Consider the following 14,391-nt stretch of genomic DNA (forward strand, 5'->3'; position numbering starts at 1 on the left):
TGGTGTGCGGCATCCTTGTGACAGATCACACTGTTTGGACCGTCCGGCAAAATGGGGAGCACGGTCCCCTGGTAAGCGGGGAGCAAGATCCCCTGAGCAGGTCGACAAGGAGAGAACTCGTGGACGACGTTCTGCGGCGCAACCCGCTCTTCGCGGCACTCGACGACGAGCAGGCCGCTGAGCTGCGTGCCTCCATGAGTGAGGTGACGCTCGCCCGTGGCGACTCCCTGTTCCACGAGGGCGACCCCGGTGACCGGCTCTATGTCGTCACCGAGGGCAAGGTCAAACTCCACCGCACGTCCCCTGACGGCCGCGAGAACATGCTGGCCGTCGTCGGCCCCGGCGAGCTGATCGGCGAGCTGTCGCTGTTCGACCCGGGCCCGCGTACGGCGACGGCGACGGCGCTGACCGAGGTCAAGCTGCTCGGCCTGGGCCACGGCGACCTCCAGCCCTGGCTGAACGCCCGCCCCGAGGTGGCCGCCGCCCTGCTGCGCGCCGTCGCCCGGCGCCTGCGCAAGACCAACGACGCCATGTCCGACCTGGTCTTCTCGGACGTCCCCGGGCGCGTGGCGCGCGCCCTGCTGGACCTCTCCCGCCGGTTCGGCGTGCAGTCCGAGGAGGGCATCCACGTCGTGCACGACCTCACGCAGGAGGAGCTGGCGCAGCTCGTCGGCGCCTCGCGCGAGACGGTCAACAAGGCGCTCGCCGACTTCGCCCAGCGCGGTTGGCTCCGCCTGGAGGCGCGGGCGGTCATCCTGCTGGACGTGGAGCGGCTGGCGAAGCGGTCCCGCTGACGCGGGGGTCGCGCCGTACGGCTTCGTGGGCCCCGCCTGTCGAAAGGCGGGGCCCACGCGTGTGTGGCCGCCCGTGTGGCCCCGTGTGCGGCCGTCAGATCAGCCCGTGGTCCCGCAGGTAGTCCAGCTGGGCCCGTACCGACAGTTCCGCCGCCGGCCACAGGGTGCGGTCGACGTCGGCGTACACGTGGGCGACGACCTCCGCGGGCGTCCGGAAGCCGTCCTCGACCGCCGTCTCGACCTGGGCGAGACGGTGGGCCCGGTGGGCCAGGTAGAACTCGACGGCGCCCTGTGCGTCCTGGAGGACGGGACCGTGGCCCGGGAGGACCGTGTGGACGCCGTCGTCGACCGTGAGGGACCTCAGGCGGCGCAGGGAGTCCAGATAGTCGCCCAGTCGGCCGTCGGGGTGCGCCACGACCGTCGTACCGCGCCCCAGGATCGTGTCGCCGGTCAGGACGGCCCGGTCGGCCGGCAGATGGAAACAGAGGGAGTCGGCGGTGTGGCCCGGGGTCGACACGACCCTCAGCTCGAGGCCGCCGGCCGTGATCACGTCGCCCGCGCCCAGGCCCTCGTCGCCCAGCCTGAGCGCCGGATCCAGGGCCCGCACCTTCGTACCGGTCAGCTCGGCGAAGCGGACGGCGCCCGCGGCGTGGTCGGGGTGGCCGTGCGTCAGCAGCGTCAGGGCGACCCGCCGGCCGGCCCGCTCGGCGGTGTCGACGACCGCCCGCAGATGCTCCTCGTCCAGCGGACCCGGGTCGATCACGACCGCCAGTTCCGAGTCGGGCTCGGCGACGACCCAGGTGTTCGTGCCGTCCAGGGTCATCGCGGAGGGGTTGGGCGCGAGGACGTTCACCGCGCGCGTGGTGGCCGGTCCGGACAGGACGCCTCCGCGCGGCTGGCCGGGCAGGGTGCTCGCGTCCGTCATGCGTGGCCTCCACCGGCAGTGGGGATCGGGATGTGCTTGGTGAACTCGCCGTGGCCCGGCCAGGACAGCACGATCTCGTCGTCCGTCAGACGGGCCTCGGCGAGGACGGCGGTCAGGTCACGGCCGGGGGCCGCGGCCAGGGCCTCCGCCGCGCTCGCGTACGGCGTCAGCTGGCGCAGGGTCGCGATGGTGGGCGGCATCATCGTCAGCTCGCCCTTGTCGTACCCCGCGGCGGCCTCCTCGGGGCGGATCCACACCGTGCGGTCGGCCTCCGTGGAGGCGTTGCGGGTGCGCTGGCCCTCGGGGAGCGCGGCCACGAAGAACCAGGTGTCGTAGCGGCGCGGCTCGAACTCCGGGGTGATCCAGCGCGTCCAGGCGCCCAGCAGGTCGGAGCGCAGGACCAGGCCGCGGCGGTCCAGGAACTCCGCGAAGGACAGGTCACGGGCGGCGACGGCGGCGCGGTCGGCCTCCCAGTCGGCGCCGGTGGTGTCGCCGACTACCGAGTCGGGGGTCGGCCCGGCGAGCAGGACGCCCGCCTCCTCGTACGTCTCGCGTACGGCCGCGCAGACGATCGCCTGGGCGGCCGTCTCCTCGACACCGAGGCGCTGTGCCCACCACGCGCGCGTGGGGCCCGCCCAGCGAACGTGCCGTTCGTCGTCCCGCGGGTCGACACCGCCACCCGGGTAGGCGTACGCGCCGCCCGCGAACGCCATGGAGGCGCGTCTGCGCAGCATGTGGACGACCGGGCCGCCGGTGCCGCCCCTGGGGTCCTTCAGGAGCAGCACGGTGGCCGCGCGCTTCGGGGTGACGGGGGTCAGCGTCCCGTCCGCGAGCGCCTGGATGCGTTCCGGCCAGTCCGAGGGAAACCACTGCCCATTCGCCATGGGCGCGAGGCTATCCCCTGGGGACCGAATGTTCGAGAGGTGCCAGGTCGGGTCCGCCCAGGAGGGTGCGGGGCCGGGCGCGGGGCGGTCTGCCCGGGAGGGCGCCATGCCGGGCGCGGGTCGGCCCACCGGGGAGTGCCGTGCCCGGCGCGGGACGGTCCGCCCCGGAGGGTGCCCGGCCCGGCGCGGTCGGTCCTGCGGGCGCCTAGCCCGGCGCGGGTCGATCCTCCCCGGAGGGTGCCCGGCCCGGCGCGGGACGGTCCGCCCTGGAGGGTGCCCGGCCCGGCGCGGGACGGTCCGACCCGGAAGGTGCCCAGCCCGGCGCGGTCGGTGCTGCGGGCGCCTGGCCCGGCGCGGGACGGTCCGCCCCGGAGGGTGGCCGGCCCGGCGCGGGCCCGCTGTCTCGCGGTTGCACGTGCCGAGCCCGCTCCGCTCACCCGCCCAGGGCTGCCGGGCGCCGTAGGGCTGTGCCCGGGGGCGCTAATCCGCCAGCTCGACCTGGATCTCGACCTCGACCGGCGCGTCCAGGGGCAGGACCGCGACGCCGACCGCGCTGCGCGCGTGGACGCCCTTGTCGCCGAGGACCTGGCCGAGCAGTTCGCTCGCGCCGTTCAGGACGGCGGGCTGGCCGGTGAAGTCCGTGGCCGACGCCACGAAGCCGACGACCTTCACCACGCGCGCGATGCGGTCCAGGTCACCGGCGACCGACTTCACGGCGGCCAGGGCGTTCAACGCGCAGGTGCGGGCCAGGTCCTTGGCCTCCTCGGGGGTGACCTCCGCGCCGACCTTGCCGGTGACCGGCAGCTTGCCGTCCACCATGGGCAGCTGGCCGGCGGTGAACACGTACGGCCCCGACTGCACGGCGGGCTGGTAGGCGGCGAGCGGCGGCACGACGGCCGGCAGGGTCAGCCCCAGCTCGGCGAGCCTCTCCTCGACGACGCTCACGCCTTCTCCCGCTTCAGGTAGGCCACGAGCTGCTCGGGGTTGTTCGGTCCGGGCACGACCTGGACGAGCTCCCAGCCGTCCTCGCCCCAGGTGTCCAGAATCTGCTTCGTGGCGTGGACGAGCAGCGGAACGGTTGCGTATTCCCACTTGGTCATGGGGGCGACTGTATCGGCTGCACCGGCTGGATCCGCTGTCGACCAGGGGGCCTTCCCAGGCCAAGTGGCCGATATCGGACCCTGTTGTCCACAGCCTCCGGATTGCTCCGGCCACGGACTGGTTACGCTCGAAGATGTGAGCAGGCTCCAGGTCGTCAGTGGCAAGGGCGGGACCGGAAAGACGACGGTCGCCGCGGCCCTCGCGCTGGCTCTCGCCACGGCAGGGAAGCGGACGCTTCTCGTCGAGGTGGAGGGCCGGCAGGGCATCGCACAGCTCTTCGAGACACAGGCGTTGCCCTACGAGGAACGCAAGATCGCCGTCGCGTCGGGCGGTGGTGAGGTGTACGCGCTCGCCATCGACCCCGAACTGGCCCTTCTGGACTACCTCCAGATGTTCTACAAACTGGGGGGCGCCGGACGGGCCCTGAAGAAGCTGGGCGCCATCGACTTCGCCACCACCATCGCGCCCGGCCTGAGGGACGTACTCCTCACCGGCAAGGCGTGCGAGGCGGTGCGCAGGAAGGACAAGGCCGGACGGTTCGTGTACGACTACGTCGTCATGGACGCACCGCCCACCGGCCGCATCACCCGCTTCCTGAACGTCAACGACGAGGTCGCGGGCCTCGCCAAGATCGGCCCGATACACAATCAGGCGCAGGCCGTGATGCGAGTGCTGAAGTCGAACGAGACGGCCGTGCACCTGGTGACGCTCCTGGAGGAGATGCCGGTCCAGGAGACCGCCGACGGCATCGCCGAACTGCGGGCGGCGCGGCTGCCGGTGGGCCGGGTCATGGTGAACATGGTGCGGCCCGAGGTGCTCGACGCCGACCAGCTGGAACTCGTACGGAGTGTGACGCGTTCCTCAGTTGCCCGGTCGCTGTCCACCGCGGGGCTCGGCGGGGCGCGGCGCGGGGGACGTGCCGAGCGGCTGGTGGACCCGCTCCTGCGGCAGGCCGAGGAGTACGCCGAGCGGTACACGCTGGAGCACGAGCAGCGCGCCGTCCTGGTCGGTCTCGACCTGCCCCTGCACGAACTGCCGCTGCTCGCCGAGGGGTTGGATCTGGCGGGCCTCTACGAACTCGCCACCGAGCTGCGGAAGCAGGGGATCGCATGAGCCGGGACCAGGCCGCTCAGACCCAGCATCGGATCTCCGGCACGCACGCCCTCGACATCGATCCGCTGCTCGACGACCCGGCCACCCGCATCGTGGTGTGCTGCGGCTCTGGCGGCGTCGGGAAGACGACGACCGCGGCGGCGCTGGGGCTCAGGGCGGCCGAGCGGGGCCGCAAGGTGGTCGTCCTCACCATCGACCCGGCACGCCGGCTCGCACAGTCCATGGGCATCGACTCGCTCGACAACACCCCGCGCCGGGTGAAGGGCCTCGAAGACTCGGCCGGCGGCGGCTCGGCCGGCGGCGGCTCGGCCGGCGGCGGCGAACTGCACGCGATGATGCTCGACATGAAGCGCACGTTCGACGAGATCGTCGAGGCGCACGCGGACCCCGAGCGGGCCGCCGCGATCCTGTCGAACCCGTTCTACCAGTCGCTCTCGGCGGGCTTCGCGGGCACGCAGGAGTACATGGCGATGGAGAAGCTGGGGCAGCTGCGCGCCAGGGACGAGTGGGACCTGATCGTCGTCGACACCCCGCCGTCCCGTTCCGCGCTGGACTTCCTGGACGCGCCGAAGCGGCTGGGGTCGTTCCTCGACGGCAAGCTGATCCGGGTGCTGCTCGCGCCCGCGAAGGTCGGCGGGCGCGCGGGGATGATGTTCCTGAACGTCGGGATGTCGATGATGACGGGCGCCCTCGGCAAGCTGCTGGGCGGGCAGCTGCTGAAGGACGTACAGACGTTCGTGGCCGCGATGGACTCGATGTTCGGCGGGTTCCGCACGCGCGCGGACGCCACGTACAAGCTGCTCCAGGCGCCCGGGACGGCGTTCCTGGTGGTGGCGGCTCCCGAGCGGGACGCGCTGCGGGAGGCCGCGTACTTCGTGGAGCGGCTGGCCGCCGAGGACATGCCACTGGCCGGCCTGGTGCTCAACCGGGTCCACGGCAGCGGGGCAGCCCAGCTGTCCGCCGAGCGGGCGCTCGCCGCCGCGGAGAATCTCGACCTCGTCGAGGTCCCCGCGGATGTCCCTGCGGATGTCTCCGCAGATGTCCCCGCGGCGGAAAATCTTGACAGGCCCCGCATTGTCGATCAGGACGACGGGAAAGCTGGACTTCGTAACTCTCCCGACACGTACGACAGTTCAGAACCACCTACATCCGAGTCCCCCGAGTCCCCCGACAAGGCCCTCGCGTCCGAGCCCGACTCCCCCGTCGGCACGGGCCGGTCGGTCGACGACCTCACCGCAGGACTGCTGAGGCTGCACGCCGAGCGCATGCATCTGCTCTCGCGTGAGCAGCGCACGCGCGACCGCTTCGCCGCGCTCCACCCAGAGGTGGCGGTCGTCGAAGTGGCTGCGCTGCCCGGCGATGTGCACGACCTCGCGGGACTGCGGGACATCGGAAACCGACTCGCGACCAGGCGACCGGAGCTGCCCGAGCCGACCGAACCCACCGATCCCGCCGACAGCTGAGCGGAACTGCCGAGAGCGGAGGCCAAGGGCTTCGCCACAGCCTTCCCCCAGCGGTCGAGAGTTGAGGGCACAGGCGCTTCCCGCAGCAGCGGCCCAGAGCCGAAGCCACAGGGAGCCGACCCAACAACTTTCCCGAGCGCACGGCCACGAGCTTCCCCGGGCGCACGGGCTTCGCCGAGCGGTGGTGTCCTTCCGCGCGGTGGTGTTGTTCCGCGCGGTGGTGTTGTTCCGCGCGGTGGTTTCCGGCGGATGGCGGCGTGGCCGCCTCAGCTCACCGCCGCGTAGTTCTCGTACATCTCGTCGTCGTCGAGCGACACGATGCCCGAGCCGCGCTCGTACTCCGAGCGCGCGGTCTCGAGGAGCCGGCGCCACGATGTCACCGTGGGCCGCCTGCGCAGCAGGGCGCGGCGCTCACGCTCCGTCATGCCTCCCCACACGCCGAACTCGACGCGGTTGTCGAGCGCGTCGGCCAGACATTCGGTACGTACCGGACATCCGGTGCACACCGCCTTGGCCCTGTTCTGCGCTGCTCCCTGAACGAACAGTTCATCCGGATCAGTAGTGCGGCAGGCAGCCTGCGCACTCCAGTCGGTTACCCAGCCCATACCGGCGCCGTCCTCTCCCGAATCGAGGCTCCCCCACGGCGGCAGCGGCATATTCACCGCCGCCAGTTGAGGACGTTACGGAAGGTGGGCACAGCGCAACACCCCCTTCGGGCCCAATCTTGAATGGCCCGAACGGACTATGGGTAAGCGGCAGATCACCCGGGGGAGTGAACCTGCAACATACGTGACTATCCCGGCAAAAGAGACAGTTCTGTTGCGTCACAACGGACGCCGAGTGACACACAAGGCGGATTCGGACACGCCCCCACCAAAAAAGTTGGGGAACCTCCGGAACGATTCGGGGTCGCCGGACGTATTGATACGTAGCCCTGCTGCTGTGACAGTTGAGAGCAGCTTAGGCCAAGGCATATACGTGTGTCCGGCGAATGAGAACGTAGACACGTCGTGTTGCTGCGCCCTGCCGTACCGCGTGGCGCCCTCACGATGCCGGGGGAAGGCCGCTACCTCGAGCCGCTGCCCCGAACTGTCACGATCAGGCGCCGAACCTCCGCAGGGGCAGCCGCCCCTGCGGAACGCTCATGACTACGGATTAGGCTGCCCTCATGCCAAACAAGCGCTCGGGCGGTGGCCTGTCCGCCACACAGCAGGCCGCCAAATTCCTCGGTGTCAGTGTGCTCTCGGGAGCCGTCCTGGCGGGCATCGCGCTGCCCGCGTTCGGCGCACTGGGCCTGGCCGCCAAGGGGTCGGTGGAGTCGTTCGACGAACTCCCGGCCAACCTGAAGACGCCACCGCTGAGCCAGCGCACCTCCATTCTCGACTCCAAGGGCTCCCAGATCGCGACCGTCTACTCCCGTGACCGCACGGTGGTCGACCTCAAGAACGTCTCGCCGTACATGCAGAAGGCGATCGTCGCGATCGAGGACTCGCGCTTCTACGAGCACGGCGCGGTCGACCTGAAGGGCGTGCTGCGCGCGCTCAACAAGAACGTGCAGAACAGCGGGGTCTCCGAGGGCGCCTCGACGCTCACCCAGCAGTATGTGAAGAACGTCTTCGTCGAGGAGGCGGGCGACGACCCGACGAAGGTCGCGCAGGCCACCCAGCAGACCATCGGCCGCAAGATCAAGGAGCTGAAGTACGCGATCCAGGTCGAGGAGGAGCTCGGCAAGAAGAAGATCCTCGAGAACTACCTGAACATCACGTTCTTCGGCCAGCAGGCGTACGGCGTCGAGGCGGCCTCCCAGCGGTACTTCTCCAAGCACGCCAAGAACCTCACGCTCCCCCAGGCGGCCCTGCTGGCCGGCATCGTCCAGTCGCCGAGCCGCTACGACCCGGTCAACGACGAGGCCGAGGCCATCAAGCGCCGTAACGTCGTCCTGACGCGCATGGCCGAGGTCGGCGACATCTCCAAGGCCGACGCCGCCGAGGCGCGCAAGGCCCCGCTGGGTCTGAAGGTCACCCAGCCGAAGAACGGCTGCATCACCGCCGTCCAGGGCGCCGGCTTCTTCTGCAAGTACGTCGAGCGGGTCTTCCTCAGCGACCCGGTCTTCGGCAAGACGAAGGAGGAGCGGGCGAAGGTCTGGAACCAGGGCGGCCTGACCATCCGCACCACGCTCGACCCGCAGTCCCAGAAGTCCGTCCGGAACAGTCTCAAGGAGCACATCTACCAGTCGGACAAGGTCGCCGCGGCCTCCACCCTCGTCGAGCCCGGCACCGGCAAGATCCTCGCGATGGGCCAGTCCAAGCCGTACGGCTACGGCAAGAACGAGACCGAGTACAACTACTCGGTCAACGCGTCCATGGGCGGCTCGAACTTCGGCTTCCCGACGGGTTCGACGTTCAAGCCGTTCGTCGCCGCGGCCGCGCTGGAGGAGGGCCGCCCGGCCAACCAGACGTACGCGGCGCCGTACTCGATGCAGTACCCGGCGACGGTCCAGACGTGCAGCGGCAAGCCGTGGGTCAACGACGACAACTACAAGCTGGAGAACGAGAGCGAGTCCGAGAAGGGCCCGTACGACCTCCAGACGGCGATGAACAAGTCGGTCAACACCTACTTCGTGCAGATGCTGGCCGACATCGGCATGTGCCCCGTGGTGAACATGACCAACAAGCTCGGCGTGGTCCAGGGCAACGGCGACAAGGTCCCCGAGGTGCCGTCCTCGATGACCCTCGGTTCGACGGGTCTCTCGCCCCTCACCATGGCGAGCGCGTACGCCGCCTTCGCCAGTCGCGGCATGTACTGCACCCCGGTCGCCATCGAGTCGATCACCCAGACCGTCGGCGGCAAGAAGAAGGCACTCGAGGTCCCGAAGTCGACCTGCTCGCGCGCGATGAGCGAGAAGACCGCGGACACCATCAACACCCTGCTGAGCGGTGTGGTCGACTCGGGTACGGGCACGCAGGCCGGTCTGTCCGGCCGCGCGAACGCCGGTAAGACGGGTACGACGGACTCCCGCAAGAACGCCTGGTTCGTCGGCTACACCCCGAACCTCTCGGGCGCCGTCTGGGTCGGCAGCGCCACCCAGAAGGTCGAGATGAACAACATCTACATCGGCGGCGTCTACCACTCCCAGGTCTACGGCGGTGACACCCCCGGCCCGATCTGGCGCGACGCGATGACCGGCGCCCTGGAGGGCAAGGAAGCCCCGCCCTTCAACCTCGTCACCATCCCCCGCAACAAGGACCGCGACAAGGGCGACAACGACGGGAACGGCGACAACGGCGGCGGGAACGGCGACAACGACGACGATGACGACAACTTCATCGGCGGCCTGCTCACCGGCGGCACGTCCGACGGGGGCACGTCCGACGGCGGCAACAGCTCGACCGGCGGCAACTCGACGACCGGCTTCACCGACGGCGGCTTCTTCCAGGGCCAGACCAGCGGGAACGACAACGGCGGCAACCGCGGCTGAGCCCCGGCCACAGAAAAGCTGAGCTCCGGCCACAGAAAACGGCCCCTGCTCCTCGTACGGAGAGATCATCTCGTAAGGAGAGATCTTCCCGTACGACGAGACAGGGGCCGCTTTCCTGCCCGGGAACCGTGGGCGGGTGGCCGGTCAGCCGGCGAGCAGCTTCTTCACCACCGCGGCGACCCGGCCTCCCTCGGCCAGCCCCGCCACCTTCGGGTTCACGATCTTCATCACGGCGCCCATCGCGCGCGGCCCCTCGGCACCGGCCGCCTTCGCCTCCTCGACGGCCTGGGTGACGATGTCGTTCAGCTCGTCGTCGCTGAGCTGCTTCGGCAGGTACTCGGCGAGGACCTCGCCCTCCGCCTTCTCCCGCTCGGCGCTCTCGGCCCGACCACCCTGCGCGAAGGCGTCGGCGGCCTCGCGGCGCTTCTTCGCCTCCTTGGTGATCACCTTCAGCACCTCGTCGTCGGAGAGGACGCGCTTCTCCTTGCCCGCGACCTCCTCCTTGGTGATGGCGGTGAGCGTCAGCCGGAGCGTCGAGGAGCGGAGCTCGTCGCGCTTCCGGATCGCAGCGTTGAGGTCTTCCTGCAGCTTCGACTTGAGCGTGGTCATGCGTTTGATTGTCGCAGGTGCGCGGCGCCTGGTGCCCGCCCATTTAAAGGGCGGGCAGCCCGTAAGTTAACGGGACTCGGCCGACGGGTCGTCAGCGCGATCTGACACGATGGACGAATGCGCGCGCGATACGGAGTACCTCTGTCCATCGCGGCGGCTGGCGCCGCCGGTCTGGCCTACGCGGCGGGTTTCGAAGCCCGCTCCTTCCGCCTCCGACGGGTGACGGTCCCCGTCCTGCCCGCCGGAATGCGCCCCCTGCGCGTGTTGCAGGTCTCCGACATCCACATGGTCGGCGGTCAGCGCAAGAAGCAGCGCTGGCTGCGCTCGCTGGCCGGGCTGCGTCCCGACTTCGTGATCAACACGGGTGACAACCTCTCCGACCCGGAGGGCGTGCCCGAGGTCCTGGACGCCCTCGGCCCGCTGATGGAGTTCCCGGGCGCGTACGTCTTCGGCTCCAACGACTACTACGGCCCGAAGCTGCGCAACCCCGCCCTCTATCTGCTGGAGAAGACCCAGGGCCGCCACGGCCTGAACGGCAACGCACCCGCGGTCAACGTCGTCCACAACCCGTGGGAGGACCTGCGGGACGGCTTCGACGCGGCGGGCTGGCTGAACCTGACCAACACCCGGAGCGTCCTGAAGGTCGACGGTGTGTCGATCGAGCTGACGGGACTGGACGACCCGCACATCAAGCGCGACCGCTACGCGCAGGTGGCCGGCGGCCCGTCCGCCTCCGCCGACTTCGCGATGGGCGTCGTACACGCGCCGTATCTGCGCGTCCTGGACGCGTACACGGCGGACGACTACCCCCTGGTCCTGGCCGGCCACACCCACGGCGGCCAGCTCTGCATCCCCTTCTACGGCGCCCTCGTCACCAACTGCGACCTGGACACGGACCGGGTGAAGGGCCTGTCCACGCACACGGCGGAGGGCCGCACGTCCTATCTGCACGTCTCGGCGGGCTGCGGAACGAACCGCTACACACCGGTACGGTTCGCCTGCCCGCCGGAGGTGACGCTGCTGACGCTGACGGGGAGGGAGTAGCGGCCGAGGACCTCGGCTGCCAGTCCCTGGGACTCAGGGAAGCCCGTTGCACAAGTGGACGGGCCCCCCGGACTCCCCCGGACGGCCCACCCATATCGCCCCTTACGCCCTATTTATCTAGCGTGGGGGCATGACCGCGCCGATACCCAGGGACATCCCGGACCTACCCGCGATTCCGCGGACCCACGCGCTACTGCCCTCCTTCGTCCCCGCCTCAGCGGTGGTACCTCCCGTACGCCGCCCCCTGGCCGCCGTCCTACGGCTGCTCATCGCCGGCACGGCTGCCGCAGGGGTGACCCTCGCGCTCCTCCTGGGCAGCCCCCTGCGCGTACTGAGCCACTTCTCCGTCCAGAGCAACCTGCTCCTGGCCCTGGTCACACTCCTGTCGGCCCGCCGCGCCTGGTCGGCCCGCAAGCCGCTGCCCGGCACCCTGCCCGGCGCCGCGCTGCTCTACGTCACGGTCGCCGGCCTGGTCCACCACCTGCTCCCGCCCACCGTCTCGGTGACAGGCTCAACAACCGGCGGCTGGCACTGGCTGACCAACCAACTCCTCCACACCGCGACCCCCCTGGCCGCCGCGCTGGACTGGCTCCTCCTCACCCCACCGGCCCGCCTGCGCCTCCGCCGGACCGCGACCTGGATGCTCTACCCCCTGACCTACCTGGCCTTCACCCTCACCCGAGCCGAACTGATCCCCGAGGGCACCCCCGGCCGCTACCTCTACCCCTTCCTCGACGCGGAGGCCCACGGCTTCAGGCACACCCTGGCCAACGCCCTCCTCCTCGGCCTCGCCTTCTACGGCCTGGCAGTCCTCCTCGTAGCCCTCGACCACGCCCGCCCCAACCCACTCCGCCACCGCGCCAAAACCGGATTTCGCCTCCGGCCACCAGTGGGCTAAAGTAAACGACGTCGCCGCGACGAGCAGCGACATCGGGGTGTAGCGCAGCTTGGCAGCGCGCTTCGTTCGGGACGAAGAGGTCGTGGGTTCAAATCCCGCCACCCCGACAGAGAAGTACCAGGTCAGGGGCCTGATCCGCAGTGCGGGTCGGGTCCCTGATTGGTTCCTGGAGATCGCTTGGGAGAAATCTGGGAGAAGATCTTGGTCGGCTTCTCCCGGGCGCAGTCTCCGGTGCCGCAGGAACAGCGGCGCTCTCGCGCCCGATGACCTGCGCATTCGCGAATCCGGGCTCGTAGCTGATCAGGAACACCCGTGCGGGCCACCCCAACGGTCGTTAGGAACACCGCATATGGCTGATCATCTCTCAGCTCCTTCTCACGACCGGGCCCGTGCGCTCGCCCAGCGGGTACGTGCGTTAAGGGAAGACCGTGGGTGGACGCGGGAACGGCTGGCGAAAGAGGCAGGCATCGCCGTCGGGACGCTGGGCCGTCTGGAGAGCGAGGGAGCGATCCAGCCAGGTTTCCTGACCGTTGGCTCGGTGGCTGAGGCTCTTGCGGTCTCTCTCGATGATCTGTTCCGGGCGACCCAGGTCCCGGCCGTCACGCCCGGCCTCTGGTCCGCCGGATACGAAGGGCGGGACATCGACTCGTTCGTCGCCGCGCTCGTCGACAGCCACATCGGTGTCGTGGCGGATGTACGGCTCACGCCGATCAGTCGCAAGAAGGGCTTCAGCAAGACCCGCCTCGGAGATGCCCTGGCAGAGGCCGGTATTGAGTACACGCACCTGCGTGGCCTGGGCAATCCGAAGGACAACCGGGAGCCCTTCTGGGACGGCCGGGTCGAGGTGGGACGCGCGCGCTTCCGTGGCCTGCTGCGGTCCCAGGAGGCACAGGCCGACCTTGACCGCCTCGCGGAGCATGCCCAGCAGTCGCGGGTGGCGGTGTTGTGCTTCGAGAAGGACGAGAGCCGCTGCCACCGGCAGGTCGTCCTGGAGACGGTCCGAGGCCGAGTCTCGGTCCCGGTGAATCCCCTGGCCTGACTTCGCCCCCGGCTTTCGCACGCGCCCTTGCCAGCGGTGCATGCCTCTCTTCCAATCAGATCGGGGAGACCGATGGAGGGGGCACGCCATGGCGTCGTCGGCATTCGGGAAACGGCAGCGCGCACGGATCATGATCACGGTCAAGACGTATCCGGAGCTGTCCAACAAGTACCGCGAGACCAGCTGCGTGGCCGGCATACGCCTGGACCAGGGCGAGCCACAGCACGTCCGGCTCTTCCCGGTGCCCTTCCGGCTCCTGAGCGAGGACGCCCAGTTCTCCAAGTACTCGATCATTGAAGTCGACGTCGAACCGCACCGCCGGGAGCGGGACTCCCGCCCGGAGAGTCTCCGGCCCGACCTCGACACGTTGGAAATCGTGGGTGCGGTACCGTCCGACGGCGGCTGGAAGAAGCGGTACCGGTATGTGGAGCCGCTGGTCGCCCCGTCGCTCTGCGCCATCAAGCGGGATCAGGAGAAGCGAGGAACGTCGCTCGGCGTCTTCCAGCCCGCCGAGATCACCCGCTTCCGGCTGGAGTCCGCCGAGCCCTGGTCCATCTCCAAGGCCGCCCTGGCCGACCAACTCGACCTGTTCGAGCAGGAACTGAATCCGCTGGAGTGGGTGCCGCTCGACTTCCGCTACAGCTTCCGCTGCGCCGACGACGACTGTCCGACCCACGACATGGGACTGAAGGACTGGGAGGCCGGCCAGTCGTACCGAAAGTTCCTGCGCAAGTACGGCGAGCGTGGGGTCCGTGAGGCACTGCGCGAGACTTGGTACGACCGGATGTGCGCACCGAACCGGGCCGTCCACTTCTTTGTCGGGAACATCGCGGCCCATCCCAAGACCTTCATGCTGTTGGCTGTCTTCTACCCGGAGCGAAAGGTCGTCGAGTACGTGCAGGGCAGTCTGTTCGGTGAGTGACGCGTTCCTGCCGGAGATTCAGGCGGACTTGCTGTGCTGCTGCGCGTCGCTTACTTCTGAGCTGTCGTGTGCGCAGGACCTCGAAGGTCCTGCGCACACGACAAAGCACCCATGGAAGGCC

The 14,391-nt window shown here is 69.7% G+C and carries 14 protein-coding genes and 1 tRNA gene; 9 read left to right on the forward strand and 6 right to left on the reverse strand.

Annotated features, from left to right (window positions below; translation table 11 throughout):
* The first annotated feature begins 119 nt into the window (after window positions 1-119).
* Window positions 120-794, forward strand: a complete 675-nt coding sequence (locus ACFPIH_RS14445; RefSeq protein ID WP_029382547.1) for a Crp/Fnr family transcriptional regulator — start codon at window positions 120-122, stop codon at window positions 792-794.
* A 94-nt stretch (window positions 795-888) separates the two neighbouring features.
* On the opposite strand, the gene ACFPIH_RS14450 is transcribed toward ACFPIH_RS14445, so the two are convergent.
* The 4 genes from ACFPIH_RS14450 to ACFPIH_RS14465 all read right to left on the reverse strand — a co-directional run bounded on the left by ACFPIH_RS14450 (window position 889) and on the right by ACFPIH_RS14465 (window position 3,703).
* Complete coding sequence (locus ACFPIH_RS14450) at window positions 889-1,719, reverse strand: MBL fold metallo-hydrolase (RefSeq protein WP_381171728.1); 831 nt, start codon at window positions 1,717-1,719, stop codon at window positions 889-891.
* The gene (locus tag ACFPIH_RS14455; protein ID WP_381171730.1) at window positions 1,716-2,603 is read right to left on the reverse strand and encodes an NUDIX hydrolase; all 888 of its coding nucleotides are present in this window, start codon (window positions 2,601-2,603) and stop codon (window positions 1,716-1,718) included. The genes ACFPIH_RS14450 and ACFPIH_RS14455 overlap by 4 nt, the downstream gene beginning before the upstream one ends.
* Before the next feature lie 480 nt (window positions 2,604-3,083).
* Entirely contained in the window at window positions 3,084-3,548 is a 465-nt protein-coding gene (locus ACFPIH_RS14460) for a RidA family protein (RefSeq protein WP_381171731.1), read from the reverse strand.
* Window positions 3,545-3,703 (reverse strand): DUF4177 domain-containing protein, encoded by a 159-nt coding sequence (locus ACFPIH_RS14465; protein WP_003967454.1) that lies wholly within the window; start codon window positions 3,701-3,703, stop codon window positions 3,545-3,547. Before ACFPIH_RS14465 ends, ACFPIH_RS14460 begins: the two co-directional genes overlap by 4 nt.
* 136 nt (window positions 3,704-3,839) lie before the next feature.
* Here ACFPIH_RS14465 and bagA point away from each other — a divergent pair, with 136 nt between their 5' ends.
* Window positions 3,840-4,817, forward strand: a complete 978-nt coding sequence (gene bagA / locus ACFPIH_RS14470) for an ATPase BagA (protein WP_381171734.1) — start codon at window positions 3,840-3,842, stop codon at window positions 4,815-4,817.
* Entirely contained in the window at window positions 4,814-6,280 is a 1,467-nt protein-coding gene (bagB, locus tag ACFPIH_RS14475) for an ATPase BagB (protein ID WP_381171736.1), read from the forward strand. The genes bagA and bagB overlap by 4 nt, the downstream gene beginning before the upstream one ends.
* A 266-nt stretch (window positions 6,281-6,546) precedes the next feature.
* Here the strand turns inward: bagB and wblA are convergent, their stop codons facing one another.
* A complete protein-coding gene (gene wblA, locus ACFPIH_RS14480) occupies window positions 6,547-6,885 on the reverse strand; it encodes a transcriptional regulator WblA (RefSeq protein WP_055634507.1) in 339 nt (112 codons plus the stop codon).
* A gap of 563 nt (window positions 6,886-7,448) precedes the next feature.
* Here wblA and ACFPIH_RS14485 point away from each other — a divergent pair.
* On the forward strand, window positions 7,449-9,758 hold the full coding sequence (locus ACFPIH_RS14485; protein WP_381171738.1) for a transglycosylase domain-containing protein: 2,310 nt from the start codon (window positions 7,449-7,451) through the stop codon (window positions 9,756-9,758).
* 144 nt (window positions 9,759-9,902) lie between these two features.
* On the opposite strand, the gene ACFPIH_RS14490 is transcribed toward ACFPIH_RS14485, so the two are convergent.
* On the reverse strand, window positions 9,903-10,367 hold the full coding sequence (locus tag ACFPIH_RS14490; protein WP_381171740.1) for a GatB/YqeY domain-containing protein: 465 nt from the start codon (window positions 10,365-10,367) through the stop codon (window positions 9,903-9,905).
* A 117-nt stretch (window positions 10,368-10,484) separates the two neighbouring features.
* On the opposite strand from ACFPIH_RS14490, the gene ACFPIH_RS14495 reads away from it, so the two are divergent.
* The 5 genes from ACFPIH_RS14495 to ACFPIH_RS14515 all read left to right on the forward strand — a co-directional run bounded on the left by ACFPIH_RS14495 (window position 10,485) and on the right by ACFPIH_RS14515 (window position 14,270).
* On the forward strand, window positions 10,485-11,411 hold the full coding sequence (locus ACFPIH_RS14495) for a metallophosphoesterase (protein ID WP_381171742.1): 927 nt from the start codon (window positions 10,485-10,487) through the stop codon (window positions 11,409-11,411).
* A 130-nt stretch (window positions 11,412-11,541) separates the two neighbouring features.
* Window positions 11,542-12,309, forward strand: a complete 768-nt coding sequence (locus ACFPIH_RS14500) for a Pr6Pr family membrane protein (RefSeq protein ID WP_381171744.1) — start codon at window positions 11,542-11,544, stop codon at window positions 12,307-12,309.
* A gap of 33 nt (window positions 12,310-12,342) precedes the next feature.
* Window positions 12,343-12,416 (forward strand) — tRNA-Pro (locus tag ACFPIH_RS14505).
* A 242-nt stretch (window positions 12,417-12,658) separates the two neighbouring features.
* Window positions 12,659-13,348, forward strand: coding sequence for a DUF488 family protein, N3 subclade (locus tag ACFPIH_RS14510; RefSeq protein WP_381171746.1), 690 nt, complete (start codon window positions 12,659-12,661; stop codon window positions 13,346-13,348).
* Window positions 13,349-13,436: 88 nt separating this feature from the next.
* Complete coding sequence (locus ACFPIH_RS14515; RefSeq protein ID WP_381171748.1) at window positions 13,437-14,270, forward strand: hypothetical protein; 834 nt, start codon at window positions 13,437-13,439, stop codon at window positions 14,268-14,270.
* Window positions 14,271-14,391: the final 121 nt, after the last annotated feature.

The sequence above is a fragment of the Streptomyces vulcanius genome (assembly GCF_042653945.1).
In the GTDB taxonomy this organism is placed as follows: Bacteria; Actinomycetota; Actinomycetes; order Streptomycetales; family Streptomycetaceae; genus Streptomyces; species Streptomyces mangrovi.